Origin of the sequence: Paroceanicella profunda (assembly GCF_005887635.2) — a bacterium.
GTDB lineage: Bacteria > Pseudomonadota > Alphaproteobacteria > Rhodobacterales > Rhodobacteraceae > Paroceanicella > Paroceanicella profunda.
Genome location: NZ_CP040822.1, coordinates 1 through 16,810, shown reverse-complemented (window position 1 = coordinate 16,810; position 16,810 = coordinate 1). Strand labels below are relative to the sequence as shown.

Sequence of the window (16,810 nt, the reverse complement as noted above, 5' to 3'; positions counted from 1 at the left end):
CCCGCCCCGCGCATGGCGCCGCGTCCGTGACAGGGGGGGCGGCATGAGGGTCCTTCGTGTCGGAGACAGCGATGCCCGGCTGATCGAGCCGGTGCTGCATGCCGATGAGCGCGGCTCCTTCGCCCGGTCCTGGTGCGCGGAGAGCTTCGCCGCCGCCGGTTTCGCCTTCACGCCGCTGCAGGGAAACGTCTCGCTCACCCGCGGCGCCGGCACCCTGCGCGGCATGCATTTCCAGCGCGATCCGCGCCCGGACCCGAAGGTGGTGCGCTGCAGCCTGGGGCGCATCCACGACGTGATCGTGGATCTGCGCGCGGGCTCGCCCACCCGGGGGCAGGCCTTTGCCCATGTGCTCGACGGCGCGCGGCCGCAGATGCTCTGCGTGCCCGGCGGCTTCGCGCATGGCTTCCAGCTCCTCTCGGAGGAGGCGGTGGTGGAATACCTGATGGGCGAGGTCTACGTGCCCGAACTCTATGACGGGTTCCGCCATGACGACCCGGCCCTGGGGCTCGCCTGGCCGCTGCCGGTGCGCGGGCTGTCGGAGAAGGACCGCGCCTGGCCGGACCTTGCCGGGCGCTTCCCCTGGCTCGCGGAGCGGGCCCATGCTTGACCGGGAGACGGCACGCGAGGCGGCGGGGGACACGGGGGGCGCGGCGGGGCGCTTCGACCTGCACGGTTTCTGCCGCACCCTCTACCCGATCGCGCGGTCCATCACCGGCCCCGGCGTGCGCGAGACGCTGGGCCATGTCGCCCGGCATGTGCCGCTCGAGATCCATGAGGTTGCGAGCGGCACCCCGGTGCTGGACTGGCATGTTCCGGAGGAATGGAGCATCCGCGCCGCCACCATCCGCAGCCTCTCGGGCGAGGTGCTGGTGGATTTCGCCGCGCATTCGCTGCACGTGATGGGCTATTCGGTGCCGGTGAGCGGGGTGTTTTCGCGCGCGGCGCTGGCGGCCCATGTCCACACCCTGCCGGAGCGGCCCGGCATCATCCCCTACCGCACCGGCTACTATGCCCGCGACTGGGGCTTCTGCATGGCCCACGAGACCTGGGAGCGCATGCGCGACGCCGAATACCGGGTGGAGATCGACAGCACGCTGGCGCCGGGCAGCCTCACCTGGGGCGAGGCGTTCTTTCCCGGAGAGGAGGCGGGCGAGGTGCTGGTGAGCGCGCATGTCTGCCACCCCTCGCTTGCCAATGACAATCTCTCCGGCATCGCGGTGGCCACCGCGCTGGGGATCGCGGCGCGCGCGGCGCAGGAGCGGGGGGAGCGCCGGCGGCTGGGGCTGCGGCTGCTGTTCGTGCCCGCCACCATCGGCACCATCGCCTGGCTTGCGCAGAACGAGGCCCGGCTGGGGGCGATCCGCGCCGGGCTGGTGCTCACCTGCCTCGGCGACGCGGGCCCCTTCCATTACAAGCGCTCCCGCCAGGGCACGGCGCTGGTGGACCGGGCGGTGGCGCATGTGCTGGGTGGGGGCGAGGCGGCGCATGCGCTGCTGCCCTTCACCCCGGACGGCTATGACGAGCGGCAGTACTGCTCGCCGGGGTTCGACCTGCCGGTGGGCTGCCTGATGCGCGGCGTGCACGGGCGCTTCCCCGAGTATCACACCAGCGAGGACAACTGCGATTTCATCACGCAAGGAGCGCTGGAGCAGTCCCTCGCCACGACGCAGGCGGTGATCGACGTGATCGACGGCGACGTGACCTTCCTGCGCACCGACGGGCGGGGCGAGCCGCAGCTCGGCCGCCGCGGCCTCTACCGCGCGATTTCCGGGCAGACCACCTCCGCGGCCGCCAGCCAGATGGACCTGATGTGGTTCCTCAACCTCGCCGACGGTGCCCACAGCCTGCTCGAGATGGCCGAGCGCGCCGGCGTGCCCTTCGCGCGCCTGCAGGCCGCCGCCCGGCTGGCGCAGGCGGCCGGGCTGGTGGGCCGCGTGGCTGTTTCGGACGCGATCATTGCTGACACTCCCCTTGGTGCGAAGGATTTCCCTCATGCCTGACGACCAGATGACCGAAGACCACGCGGGGCTGCGCGGCGCCCGCCGCATCTCCCGCTGCCGCTCCTGCGACGGGGCGGACCTCAGCCTGGTGCTCGACCTCGGCGCCCAGCCGCTGGCCAATGCCCTGCTGGAGAAGGCCGACCTCGCCCATGACGAGCCGGTGTTCCCGCTGGAGGTGATGATCTGCGAGGGCTGCGGCCTGCTGCAGGTGAGCGAGACCATCCCGCCGCAGGTGCTGTTCGGGATGGATTATCCCTATTACTCCTCCTTCATCCCCGCCCTGCTCACCCACAGCCGCGCCCATGCGCTGGCGCTGATGGAGGAGCGGCGGCTGGGGGCGGAGGATCTCGTGGTCGAGATCGCCTCCAACGACGGCTACCTGTTGCGCAACTTCGTGGAGGCCGGGGTGCCGGTGCTGGGGATCGACCCGGCCGACGGCCCGGCGGCGGCGGCGCGCAAGGTGGGGGTGGAGACGCTCCAGGACTATTTCGGCGCCGCCCTCGCGGGGCAGCTCGTGTCCGAGGGGCGGCGCGCCTCGGTGATGCTGGCCAACAACGTGCTGGCGCATGTCGAGAACATCAACGATTTCGTCGAGGGCTTCGCGGTGCTGCTGGCCGGCGACGGCATCGCCGAGTTCGAGTTCCCCTACGTGCGCGACCTGGTGGAGCAATGCGCCTTCGACACGATCTACCACGAGCACGTGTTCTACTACTCGCTCGCCGCGCTGGAGCCCCTGTTCGAGCGCCACGGGCTGCACCTCAACGACGTCACGCGCCTGCCGATCCACGGCGGCTCGCTGCGCCTGCGGGTGAGCCGGCTGCGCGGCAAGAGCGCGCGGCTCCTCGCCCTGCAGGAGGAGGAGCGGCTGCTGGGCATCGGCGGGCTCGAGTACTACCGCCGCTTCGGCGCGCGGGTGGAGAAGATCGGCGCCGACCTGCGCACCATGCTGGGCGAGATGCGCGCCCGCGGCCGCACCGTGGCCGCCTACGGCGCCGCGGCGAAGGGGGCGACGCTGCTGAACTTCGCCCGCCTGCCCGAGGGCACCATCGACTACGTGGTCGACCGCAACACCAACAAGGTGGGCAAGTACATGCCCGGCGTGCGGCTGGAGATCCGGCCCGTGGAGGCGCTGCTGGAGACGAAGCCGGAGGCGCTGCTGATCCTGTCGTGGAACTTCGCCGATGAAATCGTGGCCCAGCAGGCGGCCTACAGCTCCCAGGGAGGGACCTTCCTATGCGCGATTCCGCATCCACGGATCATCCCCGCGCCGGCCTGAGCCCGGTGGCCATGGGCCTCGCCGGCGCCGCGGAGACCCTGCGCCGCGCCGCCCCGCCGCCGCGGGGAGAGACGCCCGGCCCCGCGCCCCTGAGCGCCCCGCAGGGCGGAGAACCCGCCGGTGTGTCCCCCGCTGACGCGCCTGCCGGCAGGCTGCTGAGCGGCACGCCTCTGGCCATGGCCCTGAGCGGCAGGCCCGCGGGCCCGCCTGTGGGTGCGGCGCCGGGGCCTGCGCCAACGGGCGCGGCCCTGAATCCTGTGCCCGTGGGCGGGGCGCCCGGGCGCGCGACGCCTGCGGGCGCGCGGGTGAGCGGCGCGCCTGCCGGCGTGAGGGTGAGCAGCGCGCCTGCCGGCGCGACACCGCGCAGCGCGCCTGCCGGCGCGACACCGCGCAGCGCGCCTGCCGGCGCGACACCGCGCAGCGCGCCTGCCGGCGCGACGTCTCCCGCCCCGGCGGATCCGGCCGGCCGGGTGCTGGCGGTGGGGGGCGGGGCCGACATGCCGCGGCGCAACCTGGTCTTCGCCCGGGTGGGGCGCAACTCGCTCTACCGCCACTGGCTGAGCGAGCCCGCCGCCGAGCGCAACTGGGACCTGCAGCTCTCCACCTACGACCCCGACGCGCCGGGATTCGAGGAGGGCGACCTGCCGCTCTCCGTGGACCGGGGCACCAAATGGGACAGCATCTGCCGCTACTTCCGCGAACGGCCCTGGCTGCTGGACCGCTACGAGTTCGTGATGTTCCCCGATGACGACCTGTTCTTCGACCAGGGCAACATCACCCGGCTGTTCGCGCTCTGCGCCGAGGAGGGGCTCGACATCGCCCAGCCCGCGCTGCTGCCCTCGAGCTACGTCTCCTACCCGATCGTGATGCAATGCCCGCGCTTCCGGCTGCGCTACACCAATTACGTGGAGCCGATGACCCCGGTGATCCGGGCGAGCTACTTCAAGGTGCTGTTGCCCTACCTGGAGCGCTGGCCCACCGGCTGGGGCCAGGACGACATCTGGACCCTGCTGATGCCCGAGCCCGCCTTCCGCGCCGCGGTGATCGACGCGGTGCCGGTGCTGCACACCCGCCCCCTCTACACCGGCGACATCTACCGGCATTTCGAGACGCTGGGCATGGACCCGCGCCACGACCTCTCCGAGATCCGCGAGAGCTTCCGCGGCCTGCCGGGGGCCAAGCGCGTCTACGGCGGGGTGCTCGCCTCGGGCACGAAGGTGGGCAGCCTGCTCACCAACACGCTCAACGGGCTGCACCTGCTGCGCGCCGCAAGCTCGGTGCGTGCCCGCTACGGCACCCAGAAGACCGCGCTGGGCATGCTGCTGCGCTCGGTCACCCGCTTCCGCTACCGCCCGTCCCAGGTGCAGACCACGCCGGCCGATGGCCTCGGCGCCGGTTGATTTTCGTGAAAAGTGATCCCCTCATGCGCATCCTCATTACCGGCAACATGGGCTATGTCGGCCCGGTCGTGGTGGCCCATCTCAGGGCGCTGTGGCCCGAGGCCGAGCTGATCGGCTATGACAGCGGCTTCTTCGCGCCGCACCTGACCACCGACGACCCCTTCCCCGAGCGGCTGCTCTCGCGCCAGGTGTTCGGCGACATGCGCGACCTCGCCCCCTGCCTGCTGGAGGGGGTGGATGCGGTGGTTCATCTCGCCGCCATCTCCAACGACCCGATGGGCAAGCGCTTCGAGGCGCCGACCATCGACATCAACCAGGTCGCCAGCCTGCGGCTCGCGCGGCTTGCGCGCGACGCGGGCGTGAGGAATTTCGTCTTCGCCTCCAGCTGCAGCGTCTACGGCTTCGCCGAGGGCGGCCCGCGTCGGGAGGGCGACGCGCTCAACCCGCTCACCGCCTATGCCCGCTCCAAGATCGGCACCGAGGAGGGGCTGCACGCGCTCGACGCGCCCGACATGACCATCACCTGCCTGCGCTTTGCCACCGCCTGCGGGATGTCGCCGCGCCTGCGCCTCGACCTGGTGCTGAACGATTTCGTCGCCGCAGCCCTCATCACCGGCGAGGTGAAGGTGCTCTCCGACGGCACGCCCTGGCGCCCGCTCATCGACGTGGCGGACATGGCGCGGGCCATCGAATGGGCCTGCGGGCGCGCCCCCGCGCAGGGCGGGCGCTGCCTGTCGGTGAACGCGGGCTCGGATCGCTGGAACTACCAGGTCTCCGAACTGGCCGAGGCGGTGGCGCGGGCCGTGCCCGGCACGCAGGTGTCGATCAACCGCGACGCCCCGCCCGACAAGCGCTCCTACCGGGTGGATTTCGCCCTGTTCCGCGGGCTCGCCCCCGAGCACCAGCCGCGGCTGGGCCTGGAGGACAGCGTGGGCCGGCTGCGCGACGGCATCCTGCGCGCCCATGACATCGGCACCGATTTCCGCCGCTCCGACGCGGTGCGCCTCTTCACCCTCGAGCGCCATCTCGAGGCGGAGCGGCTCTCGCCGGACCTGCGCTGGCGCATGGCCGAGGAAGGGGCCGCCTGAGGCCCCCGGCACCGCACCGCCGCGGGGAGGCGTCACGCCCCGCGGATCCCGGGTTTTCATCAGTCATTTTTCGAAAGGGTTCCGGTCATGGACGATATGGGCATGGACAACAGGGGGGTGGACGGGGGGGCGAAGGACGGCGGCTTCGCCATCCTGGGCAGCGGCGTGGGCGGGCTGGGGGCGGCGAACCAGCTCTCCGAGCACGGCATCCGCCCGAAGCTCTACGACATGCGCCCGCGCCCCGGCGGGCTCACCTCCAGCTTCGGCTCCGGCGACGGTTTCACCTTCGACGAAGGCGTGCACATCTCCTTCACCAAGAGCGACCGGGTGAAGGAGCTCTTCGCCGCCTCCACCGGCCAGAAGTTCGAGACCGGCCAGGTCTATTGCAACAACTTCTGGCAGGGGCACTGGATCAAGCATCCCGCCCAGGTGAACCTGCACGGGCTGCCCATCGACCTGGTGGTGGACTGCATCCGCGATTTCGTCGCCGCCTCCACCGGGCCGGAGCCCGAGATCCGCAACTACGAGGACTGGCTGATGGCGGCCTTCGGCCCCACCTTCGCCAACACCTTCCCGATGCTCTACACCCGCAAGTACCACACCACCGAGGCGGCCAACATGACCACGGACTGGCTGGGCCCGCGGCTCTACCGGCCCAACCTCGAGGAGGTGCTGCGCGGGGCGCTGGCGCACGAGCCGCTCGATGTGTTCTACGTGAACGAGTACCGCTACCCCAGCGAAGGCGGCTTCGAGGGTTTCGTGCGCGGGCTCTACGGGCGCGCCGACATCCATTGCGACCACGAGGTGACCCGCATCGACCCGGTGGCGAAGCGGCTCTCCTTCGCCAACGGGCGGGGGGCGGAGTACGGCAAGCTGATCTCCTCCATCCCGCTGCCGAAGCTGGTGCCGCTGATCGCCGGCGCGCCGGCGGACGTGCTGGAGGCGGCGGGCAAGCTCGCCTGCTCGCAATCCGTGGTGGTGAACATCGGCATCAACCGCCCCGCCGAGAGCCGCGCGCAATGGTCCTACTTCTACGACGAGGACATCCCCTTCGCCCGGGTGAGCTACCGCCGCAGCCTCGCGCGGGCCTCGGTGCCGGAGGGCTGCGCGGCCTACCAGGCGGAGATCTACTTCTCCGACAAGTACCGCCCCCTCACCGGCACGCCGGAAGACTGGATCGAGCCTGCCATCGAGGGGCTGCTGAAATGCGGCCTGGTGCAGGACCGGGAGGAGATCATCCACCGCTCGGCGATCTGGATCCCGTTTGCCAACGTGATCTTCGACCATGACCGGCGCCCGGCGCTGGACACGGTGCACGGCTATCTCGACGACATCGGCATCGGCTATTGCGGGCGCTTCGGCAACTGGGGCTACATCTGGACCGACGCGGCCTTCCTGAGCGGCGAACGCGCCGCCCGCCGCGCGCTGGGCGCCGCGGTGACGGCCGACTGAGCGGCCCCCTCTCCCGCCCTGTCCCCGGGAGGGGAGCCGGGATCCCGGCGCGCGCCCCGTGTGTCGGGATCCTTGCGTTCGGGCCCCGGCGGAGGGGGGAGAGAGCGGAACGGGCCACGCGCAGCCGCGCCCGGAGGGCGGGGTGGTCAGGGGCCAGGGAGAGGATGGGGAGAGCCCGCGCCGCGGGCAGGGCGACCGGGAGATGACCGGTCGGGGAGCCGGCCGGGAGGCCGGTCCGGAAAGGGGCATCCGCGGTCACGAACCATGTGACCGCGGAGAAGGCTCAGGCGCGTCAGCGACGCGCCCGGAACCGATCAGGCGGTTTCCAGCGCCGGGGTCAGATCGAAGCCGGACTTCTTGAGGTGGCGGATCATCTTGCGGGCCTTGACCAGACGCTCGTCGCGCGTGGCCTGCCAGACGCTCTGACGCTCTTCCAGCGGCATTTCCTTGGTCTCAGCCCACCATTCGGCACGGGCGAGAGAGAGGGCCGGGCGAACTTTGGTTTCGGTGGTGTCTTTGTCAGCCATTTTGCAAACCTTGTTGCTGAGTTGCCGGATTATTCGACTGCCCCAAACTAGGGGCGTATCGTGACGGGATCAAGAAAATCATCCGTTTTTGATGATTTTTTTGATCGGCCCTTTTCGGAATCCACGAAAAACGGGGGGAATCAGGGGTTTTCGGCTGTCGCACCCCTCGGATCAGATTCGGGACGGAGGGGCGGGCGGCCCGCGCGCCGGGCCCTGCCTTCAGTAGCCGAAGGCCTCGTAGTCGATGGCATAGAGCGCTTCGCACAACCTGCGGGCTTCGCGGTCGGTACGCAACGCCTGTTGCGGGTCGGGCTGGCGGTTTTCCCGGATGTCCGTGTCGGGGGGCGGACCCCCCAGGCGCTCGGACAGGCTGCGGCAGTAGCCCGCCATGTCCTCCATCCGTCCGGTGAGGGTGGGGCGGAAGACCTCCGGCTTGATGAAGGTCGCCTGCGGGCGCCAGTGCGCATCGACCGCGTCGCGCCCCTCCGTCTCCACCTGCCAGGCGATGTAGCGCAGGAACAGCCGGAAGCCCTCTGCCGTGTCCGGGTGGCGGGACCAGTCGAAGCCCAGCGCCGCGTTCATGCGGAAGCGGTCACGGGCGAACCACAGGCTGCGCGCCCGGTGCGAGCGGCACAGGTAGCGAAAGCCCGAGACCGCCCGGTCGAAGGGCTCGCGCACCACGCAGATCCGCTCGCCCGGGCCCCGGGCGCCGAGCAGGTCCGGCGCCGAGAGGCCCTGCCAGGCCGCGCGGGTGAACACGCCGTGCTCGACGAGCATGTGCAGCGCCGCGGCGGGGTTGATGTCATGCGCGGGCGTGGCCTGCACGGTCATGTCGCAGCCGAACTCGGCCCGGAACAGCAGGCGCAGGGTGGTGGAGGAGGCGTTCTTGCCCACCGAGATGAAGCCCCAGCGCCGCGACGGCGGCAGGATCACCTGGAACAGGAAGCCCGCCGCCGCCGCGGCATCGGGGAAATGCCCGGGGAAGGCGCGCCGGGTGGCCGCCACCGCGCGGGACTGGTCCGCCGCCGGAACGGGGGGCGGGCAGAGGGAGGGGGCGCGTGGCGCGGGCCGGGCATCCCGGCCGCGCCAGCGCGCATAGGTCTGCGGGCTCACGCCGATGCGCCGGGCGACCTCGGCGTGCGGCAGCCCCGCCGCGACCAGGCCGGCGGCCTCCGCGAGTTTCGCGCCGATCTCCCCGGCCGTGTAGCGCCTGCCTGCCATGTCCTGCTCCTTCCTTCCGTGCCTCTTCCGCGTCGCGTCCGGCGTCCTGTTCTTGCCGCTTCTTGCAGCGCGCGGGGCGCTGTGGGGCAGGACTGCCGCGAGGAGGGAGCGGCCCTGCCTTCCGCGTGCGGTCCACGCGCCCGGTCATGTGGCCCGGCATTCCGGCCTGCCGGCCCGGCGCCGGGGGGGCGATTCCGGCCGGATCCCGGGTCCTGCCGGGCTCCGGACAACCCTGTCTCATGTCGATACAGGCATCGCAGGCGCCGCGCCGCCCCGCGCAACACCCTGTGCAGGTTCACAAAATGCCGTCGGGCCGGGGCCGCGCCGGGGCGGGGGAAGCGGCCGTGCCGGCTTTCAGGCCCGGACATCAGGGCGACACAATCTTGCGTACGCTCGAATGATGCATTTTCCCCGCGTGAAGTGTATCCATCAGGGGTGGAAGCTCGCGTTGGGTTCCACTAACACTCTCCTCTTATGGTGCGGGCCGCCTCTGCCCCGCCATAGGTCAGATGCTCAGTTTGAGGATGATGAAGTGCGGATTCTTTTCGTGGGAGCCGGCCTGTCCGGTGCGGTTATCGGGCGCAGGCTGGCCGAGGCGGGTCATGCGGTGACGCTGATCGACAGCCGGGCGCATGTCGGGGGCAATTGCCACACCGAACGCGACGCGCAGACCGACGTGATGGTGCATGTCTACGGACCGCACATCTTCCACACCGACGACAGGGAAGTGTGGGACTACGTGAACGGGTTCACCCGCTTCATGCCGTTCAAGAACCAGGTGAAGACCACCAGCCAGGGCGCGGTCTACTCGCTGCCGGTGAACCTGCACACGATCAACCAGTTCTACGGCAAGACCATGCGCCCGGCCGAGGCGCGTGCCTTCCTCGAGGAACAGGCCGACACCTCGATCACCGATCCGCAGACCTTCGAGGAACAGGCGCTGCGCTTCGTGGGCCCGGACCTCTACGCCGCCTTCTTCAAGGGATATACCGAGAAGCAGTGGGGCTGTTCGCCCACCGAGCTGCCGGCCTCGATCCTCAAGCGCCTGCCCGTGCGCTTCAACTACGACGACAACTATTTCTTCCACCGGTTCCAGGGCATGCCCGAGAACGGATATACCCCGATGATCGCGGCGATCCTCGACCACCCCGGCATGGACGTGATGCTCGAGACCACCTTCACCCCGGAGATGGGGGCGCAGTTCGACCACGTGTTCTATTCCGGCCCGCTGGACGGGTATTTCGACTACCGGCTCGGCCGGCTGGGCTACCGCACGCTCGATTTCGAGCGCTTCTCGGAGACGGGGGACTATCAGGGCTGCGCGGTGATGAACTACGGCGACCGCGACGTGCCCTTCACCCGCATCACCGAGCACAAGCATTTCAGCCCCTGGGAGGAGCACGAGGGCACCGTGTGCTACCGCGAGTTCTCGCGCAGCTGCACCCCCGACGACATCCCCTATTACCCGATCCGCATGGTCGAGGAGAAGGCGCTGCTGGCCCGGTACGTGGAGCTGGCCAGGGAGACCCGCGGCGTGACCTTCGTGGGCCGCCTGGGCACCTACCGGTATCTCGACATGGACGTGACCATCCGCGAGGCGCTGGACACCGCCGCGGATTTCCTCGCCCATGCCGCGGCCGGCACGCCGGCGCCCGCCTTCCACATCGACCCGCTCACCGGACTGCGGCAGGTGGCAACTGACTGAACTTCGCGTGACCTTCAGGCGCAGCGTTCTTCTGGGGAGCGCCGGTTCGGGACTTCCGGACACCATCAGGAGGTAATGAGATGAGGCAGAGAGTACAGAGCCCTTCTCCAGGCAGCATGTGCCTGGGTGGCTGCACTATTGATTTCCGATGGATGAATGGGAGCGGTAGCATTAAATGACATCCACTTTTACCAACAAGCTCGAGAAGGGGCTGTGGCCGAATGCCTATTTCGAACTGCGGATCAGTGAAGGGGACCGCCCGTTCCACATCACTTTCCGTCGGGCGGACAATACCTACAGCCTGAACTCGATGGAGGAGTGGAACTGGGGCGACGAGGAGGTCTTCCCGCTGTCGGTTCCCATGGAGGAGCTTGCCGGCTTCGAGGTGACGGTGAAGGACCAGATCGCCTCCGTGACCATCCTGGACAAGGTGCATGCCTTCCAGATGACCGTGTCCGAGGAGGACGTGGAGCTGAAGCCCGACGCGAGCCATGTCACCTGGGAGGCCAGCCGGGCCAGCAAGGTGGAGACCTTCGAGGTCGAGGTGAGCCCCGAGCGCGCGTCCGAGGTGAACATCGCCCTCAAGATGATCCGGCTGCCCGAGGACCTGAGCGAGAAGACCAGCCGCGACCTCATGAACGCGGCGCGCAACGACCCGGGAAATTACGCCCGGTTCATGGCGTCCCGCCCGATCGCGCAGGCCGGCAAGTCGCTGACGATCATCGACATCGAGCCCAACACGTTGATCTTCGCGCTTGCCGCCAAATCCCTGCTGCCGGAGGTCCGGCTGCTGAAATACGCCCCGGACGAGGACCTGGTCGCCTCTCTCGAGAGCATCGTCGAGGCGAACGGGATCTCCAATGTCGAGATCGCGACGCGTGAGGAGATCGCGGATATCCTGCGCACCGGCCAGGGCGCGGTCCTGGTGCAGGGCGGGCTGGCCTTCGAGGCGTTCGGCGATGTTTTCGACACGCTGAGCCCGGAGCGCCGCGCCAGCCTGTCGTTCTGGACCGCCTCGATGGAGATCATCCCGGGCAACCGGATCTTCCCTTGCGCGAATGCGCAGATCTGGGCCCCGCCGAACTGGACGCTGAACCACAATGCCGCGACCGACGTCTCCGGGCGCCGCCACGGCGTGGACGTGGCCGTGGCCGCCTACAACGCCGGGGAATATCTCATCGAATGCGCCGAGAGCCTGCTGTGCGAGGGCCGGGACGACGTGCGCGTCATCATCGTCGACGACGGGTCGAGCGACCGTTCGGGAGAGGCGGCCGCGGCGCATTTCCGCGACGATCCGCGCGTGCGCGTGGAGCGCAAGCCCAATGGCGGCTGCGCCTCGGCGCGCAACTACGGCCGGCTGGTGTCCGACGCGACCCATATCGCCTTCGTGGACGCGGATGACTTCGTCACCCCCGGCTTCTTCGGCGACCTTTACGACCTCGCGCTCTATTCCGGCTGCGAGCTGACCCAGGGCGGCTTCGACTTCTACGACGAAAGCCTGAAGAAGCCTTATTACCCGAGCTACGAGGAAGAGTTCTTCAGGGATTACCCGCGCGAGAACTTCAAGGGAAAGCAGCTTCTGCGGGTGCAGTCTTCCGACATCATCAAGGGCCAGCCCAGCATCTGGCGCAAGGTATACCGGCGGGACTTCCTGGACGCGAAGAAGATATATTTCCCGGAGAATGTCCGGGCCTATGACGATTACATCTTCCAGATGTTCACCCTCACCGCGGCGCGCGACGTGCTGATGCTGCCCGAGCACAAGTACCATTACCGGCAGCATGCGGCGCAGGACATCAAGCAGGGCGACGAGCGGCATTTCTACATGCTGTTCATGTTCCAGATGCTCATACAGCGCTCGATCGCGGAACGCTGGCCGAATTTCCGACCCTATGTGGAATCCATCGTGGATTCGATTTCCTGGTCTGCCAATGTGCTGCGCGTGGACCTGATCGAGAGCTTCCTGCGCGCGAATGCCAGGTTCTGTGTCGGCGTCGCGAAAACCTACGGCCCGGACGTGATCGAGGATCTCCTGCCCCGCATCCAGCATCCGGACTTCGCCTATTACTACCAGGAAGAGACCCGGAAGGTTGCGCACATCAGCCCGGGCGCCTTCTGGGCCTATTTCAACGGGGAAATATATCACCCGGACATTATCCGCATGCGGCAACTCATGAGAAAATCGAGCTGAACATGTCAAAACCCGAAAGCCCGCGCATTTCCTGCGTCCTGACGGCGTTCAACGAGGGCCCTCTGGCGAGTGTCTCGATCAAGTCGCTGCTGTCGCAGACCTTCGGCGATTTCGAGATCCTCATCGTCGACGACGGCGCCTCGGAGGAAACCCGCGAGACGCTGCACAGCTTCAAGGACGACCGGATCCTGCACATCCGCCAGGCGAACGACGGGTTGTCCTCGGCGCGCAACCGGGCGCTCAACGTGGCGCGGGGGGACTATGTGTGCTTCCTCGATGCCGATGACACCCGCCCGATCTGGGCCTTCGAGACCATGATGGCCGCGGCACAGGAGGATGTGGACGTGGTCTTCTCCCCCGGCGTGCTGCAGGAAGTCCGGATGGAGACCGGCCCGTTCTACGACCAGAGCCATTTCGACCGGCTCCAGATGGGCGACATGGCGGCGATGACCGCGGGCAACACGCCCAGGCTGTGGATCTCCGCGCTGCGCGAACTGGCCTGCGTGGAGCCGCAATGCGCCAACAAGATGGTGCGGCGCGCCTTCCTGGAGAAGCACAAGCTGCGCTTCCCGGCGGGGCTCTTCTTCGAGGACATGATCCTGCATTACGGCCTGCTGGCGAACATGCGCAGCTACGCGCTCACCGAGCTGCCGACCTTCACCTATTTCCGCCGGTATGGCCGCCCGCAGATCACCTCGGGCACGTCGACGACACGGTTCGACGCGATTTCCACCGCGACAAACGCGCTGCACCTGTTCTCGTTCTCGGAATATTTCCAGGACGTGGTGCTGCGCAGCCTTGTTCTTGCCTCTGCTTTCAAGCTTTTGAAGTGGTGTGAGGAAAGCGTTTCACATGACCATGCTTTCGGATACGGGGAGGCAATCGGTGCGCTTGTGAACGGCCTGGATCAGCGTTATCTCAAGCCCCTGGATGAGAATTGGGCCGAGGTTGCCTACCAGTATGCGCCATGGGTGCAGCCTTCACTTCAATATGTTGCGAGCAGGTCAGGCAGAAATAGATAGTGCCCGTGGAGAAGCCACATGGTCTTGAATGCGGGCAAAGGGAAGTAGATGACGCAGCGAAAGAGACTTGTTCTCCATATCGGATCTCACAAGACGGCCACGACATTCATTCAGGGATCTCTCGTCAAGAACCAGGATGTCCTGAAGAGCCACGGCATCATATATCCGCGGGCGGGGCAGATCTATGACGCGCATTTCCGGCTGTGCTGGGAGCTGCGCGACCCGAAGTTCGCCGACCTGCCGCTGACCGAGATCGGCGAATGGGCCAGGCTGATCGAGGAGATCCAGAGCAGCCCGGCCACGACGGCGATCGTGAGCTCGGAGGAGTTCGGGCTGCTGATCGCGCCCGAGCGGCTCGCACCGCTGCGCGAGCTCTTCGACATCCAGGTGATCTACTACCTGCGCAGCCCCGACGCCCATCTCGAGAGCTTCTACAATCAGTTCGTGAAGGATTTCGGGACGCGGGAGACGCGCACGATCAACCATTACCTGGCGGAGGAACGCCTGGGCTTCCTGGACACCCGGACGGTGCTCGAGCCCTGGGTGGAAGTGTTCGGGGCCCGGCAGGTTTCGCTGCGCATCTTCTCGCGGCAGACCCTGCCGAACGGGGTCCTGCAGGATTTCCTGGAGACGGTGGGCGTCCGGCAGGTGCAGGGGCTGAAGAGCCCGGACGTGAGCGTGCTGCACAAGGTGTCGCTGCCGCCGGATGCGCTGGAGTACCTGCGCTACGCGAACCAGAGCCTCACCAGGGAGCAGGGTCATCACCCGTTCGTGGTCAGCCTGGTGCAGATGGCGGGGAAGCATGGCGACGAACTGCAGACCACGCGGGCCGGCATCCTGTCGCTGAAGTCGCGCAAGACCCTGCGGTTCCGCTTCGCCGATGCGAACCGCTGGGCGGCGCGGACGCTGCTGGACAGCGACCGGTCTCCCTTCCCGCCGCGTGACGTGCCCGCGCCGCCGGAGGATTTCGACCAGCGCCCCGAGACCGCGGATGCGCATGTGATCGGGCGGGTGGCCGCGCTGATCCAGAACTACACATCCGACGTGGCGTGATCCGGCGTGCCGCCTGAGACGACACGCGCTGCCCGGAGGCATGAGCGGACATGACGCGTTCGAAGAGAATCCTGTTCCTGAGGCCCCCCGCGCTTCAACACGTGTTCGAGACACCCAAGCCGTTCTTCCAGGGAATGATCCCCCGGGCGGGGGATACCGTGGGGTCGCTGTGGCCGGCGCACCGGATGACCGGCAGCAACTCCGGGAACCTGATCCACGTCGAATCGATGACCCGGATCCTGGACTATTCCGCCGATGGCAGCGCCAGCATCTCTCTGCACACCGTGCTGCGGAAGCGCAGCATGGACTGGCTGGTGGACGCGGTGAACGCGAATTTCGACGTTCTGGTGTTCTCCTGCGCGAACTTCATCCGGCCGGAGACGGACTTCTCCAAGGAATACGCCTTCCTCTGCCGGCTGACGATTCCCCGGATCATCGTGGGTGCCGGCATCCAGCACAGCGATGATGGCGGAGAACTGGTGATCAGCGACAGTGTCCGCAAGGTCATCGACCTGGCGGATGCGGAGTTCGAGATCTTCGGTGTCCGCGGCGACATCACCGCCGAGATCCTGGCCGGCCGCGGTGCCCGGAACGTGACCTCGCTCGGCTGCCCCAGCTTCTATGCCTTCCCGCGCAACATGAGCTCCTTCGGGGGCATCCCGCAGGACGGCCCGTCACGGGTGCTCTGCGCGGGCTACATGGCGCGGAATGCCGGCGGTGGCGCGCGGTTCTCGGCGCTGATGGAGATCATCAACTGCCTCACACCGGGGGCCGCGATGAGCTATGTCTTCCAGAACGAGCTGTTCTGGAAGGAGGACGGGCTTTACGAGGAAAACTCCTACGATCAGGTGCGCAAGGAGGTTTCGCGGGACTGGGTGGCCCGGCAGTTCTTTGGCGGCAATATCCCGGAGCCGGGGCTGCGGAGCTTCCATTACTTCGACGATACGGCGAGCTGGCGCCTGTTTGCTGCCGGGCATGACATATATATCGGAGACCGTATCCACGGTGGGGTCATCGCGATGCAGGCCGGGCGGCCGGCGGTCATCGTGTACAAGGATCTCCGGGTGCGCGAACTCGCCGAGAAGATCTCGCTGCCCGGCGTGGACATGCGCGCCCCGGTGGACGAGGCGTTGCGCGGCAGGCTGCATGAGGCGCTCAGCCCCGCGGGCCTGCGCCGCTTCCGGACAACCTATACCGAGGCCTACAACACCTTCATGGATACCCTGGACAAGGCCGGACTCAAGACCGTCCTGCCCCGGCGGCTCGACCTTCCGGCCTGAAGCTCCGGGCCCACCCGGTCTGCCCGGGCTCTGGCCTCCGAAGTGCAGCGGCCCGCCGTCAGCGCGAAGAGGGACAGCCCGGCCGGCGGGTGACCTGGACCATCCCGATTACATCGAGCGGATATATATATCGGGTCTCTATCTCCTTTGATTGAGATTGTTGGTCATGGCCGGATCACGCAGCGATATACGGTTGCGTTCAGCGGTCAGGCCAAGACGCGTGGTGCGGATGGGACCCGCGCTGGAGAGACCTACGGCATACCTGTCCTCGCGCCTGCGTCGGAGGTTGTGTCGGCGTTTGTCGGGCTGCGTGGGAGCGTTGAGGGCCGGGAGTGGCAGGGTATGGAGCCGCGGCTGCTGAACGGTTCTCTGAACAGCTCCCTGAACAAGGTTCTGCGCGATCGGAGTGAGATCGCCTCGCGCTGGCCGGAGACGGAGGACCTGACCCTCAAGATGCTGCGCCCCTTCTACGCGGAAGTGGCGCACGAGATGTTCTGCCCTGCGCAGATGACGCGGAACGCCTTCTTTGCGCGTGTGCTCGGGCATGCAGATGATGATTTCACCACCGGTCACTCGTACATGCGCTTTGCTCTTT

General features: G+C 67.9%; 13 protein-coding genes. 11 read left to right on the top strand and 2 right to left on the bottom strand.

Translation table 11 applies throughout. The features are described from left to right. Positions 1-43 precede the first annotated feature (43 nt). The 6 genes from FDP22_RS22800 (at position 44) to FDP22_RS22775 (ending at position 7,216) form a co-directional block, all read left to right on the top strand. The gene (locus tag FDP22_RS22800; RefSeq protein ID WP_138579288.1) at positions 44-607 is read left to right on the top strand and encodes a dTDP-4-dehydrorhamnose 3,5-epimerase family protein; all 564 of its coding nucleotides are present in this window, start codon (positions 44-46) and stop codon (positions 605-607) included. Beyond that, positions 600-2,000 carry a DUF4910 domain-containing protein gene (locus FDP22_RS22795; protein WP_138579290.1) on the top strand — a complete coding sequence of 467 codons (1,401 nt, stop codon included), beginning with the start codon at positions 600-602 and terminating at the stop codon, positions 1,998-2,000. The genes FDP22_RS22800 and FDP22_RS22795 overlap by 8 nt, the downstream gene beginning before the upstream one ends. Then, on the top strand, positions 1,993-3,276 hold the full coding sequence (locus FDP22_RS22790; protein ID WP_239032041.1) for a class I SAM-dependent methyltransferase: 1,284 nt from the start codon (positions 1,993-1,995) through the stop codon (positions 3,274-3,276). The genes FDP22_RS22795 and FDP22_RS22790 overlap by 8 nt, the downstream gene beginning before the upstream one ends. 497 nt (positions 3,277-3,773) lie before the next feature. Next, positions 3,774-4,676, top strand: coding sequence for a DUF707 domain-containing protein (locus FDP22_RS22785; protein ID WP_138579292.1), 903 nt, complete (start codon positions 3,774-3,776; stop codon positions 4,674-4,676). 23 nt (positions 4,677-4,699) lie between these two features. Continuing rightward, complete coding sequence (locus FDP22_RS22780) at positions 4,700-5,764, top strand: NAD-dependent epimerase/dehydratase family protein (protein ID WP_138579294.1); 1,065 nt, start codon at positions 4,700-4,702, stop codon at positions 5,762-5,764. An 87-nt stretch (positions 5,765-5,851) separates the two neighbouring features. Further along, entirely contained in the window at positions 5,852-7,216 is a 1,365-nt protein-coding gene (locus FDP22_RS22775; protein ID WP_239032040.1) for a protoporphyrinogen/coproporphyrinogen oxidase, read from the top strand. A 314-nt stretch (positions 7,217-7,530) separates the two neighbouring features. Here FDP22_RS22775 and FDP22_RS22770 read toward each other — a convergent pair whose 3' ends face one another. After that, on the bottom strand, positions 7,531-7,743 hold the full coding sequence (locus FDP22_RS22770) for a hypothetical protein (RefSeq protein ID WP_138579298.1): 213 nt from the start codon (positions 7,741-7,743) through the stop codon (positions 7,531-7,533). Between the two features lie 219 nt (positions 7,744-7,962). Next, complete coding sequence (locus FDP22_RS22765) at positions 7,963-8,964, bottom strand: sulfotransferase family 2 domain-containing protein (protein ID WP_138579300.1); 1,002 nt, start codon at positions 8,962-8,964, stop codon at positions 7,963-7,965. Positions 8,965-9,496: 532 nt separating this feature from the next. Here FDP22_RS22765 and glf point away from each other — a divergent pair. The 5 genes from glf to FDP22_RS22740 all read left to right on the top strand — a co-directional run bounded on the left by glf (position 9,497) and on the right by FDP22_RS22740 (position 16,215). After that, the gene (gene glf / locus FDP22_RS22760) at positions 9,497-10,669 is read left to right on the top strand and encodes a UDP-galactopyranose mutase (protein WP_239032039.1); all 1,173 of its coding nucleotides are present in this window, start codon (positions 9,497-9,499) and stop codon (positions 10,667-10,669) included. Between the two features lie 175 nt (positions 10,670-10,844). Further along, positions 10,845-12,860 (top strand): glycosyltransferase, encoded by a 2,016-nt coding sequence (locus tag FDP22_RS22755; RefSeq protein ID WP_138579302.1) that lies wholly within the window; start codon positions 10,845-10,847, stop codon positions 12,858-12,860. A gap of 2 nt (positions 12,861-12,862) precedes the next feature. Continuing rightward, positions 12,863-13,882, top strand: a complete 1,020-nt coding sequence (locus tag FDP22_RS22750) for a glycosyltransferase family 2 protein (RefSeq protein ID WP_138579304.1) — start codon at positions 12,863-12,865, stop codon at positions 13,880-13,882. Between the two features lie 48 nt (positions 13,883-13,930). Continuing rightward, positions 13,931-14,935, top strand: a complete 1,005-nt coding sequence (locus FDP22_RS22745) for a hypothetical protein (protein WP_138579306.1) — start codon at positions 13,931-13,933, stop codon at positions 14,933-14,935. Between the two features lie 50 nt (positions 14,936-14,985). Beyond that, positions 14,986-16,215 (top strand): polysaccharide pyruvyl transferase family protein, encoded by a 1,230-nt coding sequence (locus FDP22_RS22740; RefSeq protein WP_138579308.1) that lies wholly within the window; start codon positions 14,986-14,988, stop codon positions 16,213-16,215. Positions 16,216-16,810 lie beyond the last annotated feature (595 nt).

Excerpts from the sequence above, each read along its gene's own strand:
- FDP22_RS22800 (WP_138579288.1), top strand. The coding sequence starts at position 44 with ATGAGGGTCCTTCGTGTCGGAGACAGCGATGCCCGGCTGATCGAGCCG.
- FDP22_RS22795 (WP_138579290.1), top strand. The coding sequence starts at position 600 with ATGCTTGACCGGGAGACGGCACGCGAGGCGGCGGGGGACACGGGGGGC.
- FDP22_RS22790 (WP_239032041.1), top strand. The coding sequence starts at position 1,993 with ATGCCTGACGACCAGATGACCGAAGACCACGCGGGGCTGCGCGGCGCC.
- FDP22_RS22785 (WP_138579292.1), top strand. The coding sequence starts at position 3,774 with ATGCCGCGGCGCAACCTGGTCTTCGCCCGGGTGGGGCGCAACTCGCTC.
- FDP22_RS22780 (WP_138579294.1), top strand. The coding sequence starts at position 4,700 with ATGCGCATCCTCATTACCGGCAACATGGGCTATGTCGGCCCGGTCGTG.
- FDP22_RS22775 (WP_239032040.1), top strand. The coding sequence starts at position 5,852 with ATGGACGATATGGGCATGGACAACAGGGGGGTGGACGGGGGGGCGAAG.
- FDP22_RS22770 (WP_138579298.1), bottom strand. The coding sequence starts at position 7,743 with ATGGCTGACAAAGACACCACCGAAACCAAAGTTCGCCCGGCCCTCTCT.
- FDP22_RS22765 (WP_138579300.1), bottom strand. The coding sequence starts at position 8,964 with ATGGCAGGCAGGCGCTACACGGCCGGGGAGATCGGCGCGAAACTCGCG.
- FDP22_RS22755 (WP_138579302.1), top strand. The coding sequence starts at position 10,845 with ATGACATCCACTTTTACCAACAAGCTCGAGAAGGGGCTGTGGCCGAAT.
- FDP22_RS22750 (WP_138579304.1), top strand. The coding sequence starts at position 12,863 with ATGTCAAAACCCGAAAGCCCGCGCATTTCCTGCGTCCTGACGGCGTTC.
- FDP22_RS22745 (WP_138579306.1), top strand. The coding sequence starts at position 13,931 with ATGACGCAGCGAAAGAGACTTGTTCTCCATATCGGATCTCACAAGACG.
- FDP22_RS22740 (WP_138579308.1), top strand. The coding sequence starts at position 14,986 with ATGACGCGTTCGAAGAGAATCCTGTTCCTGAGGCCCCCCGCGCTTCAA.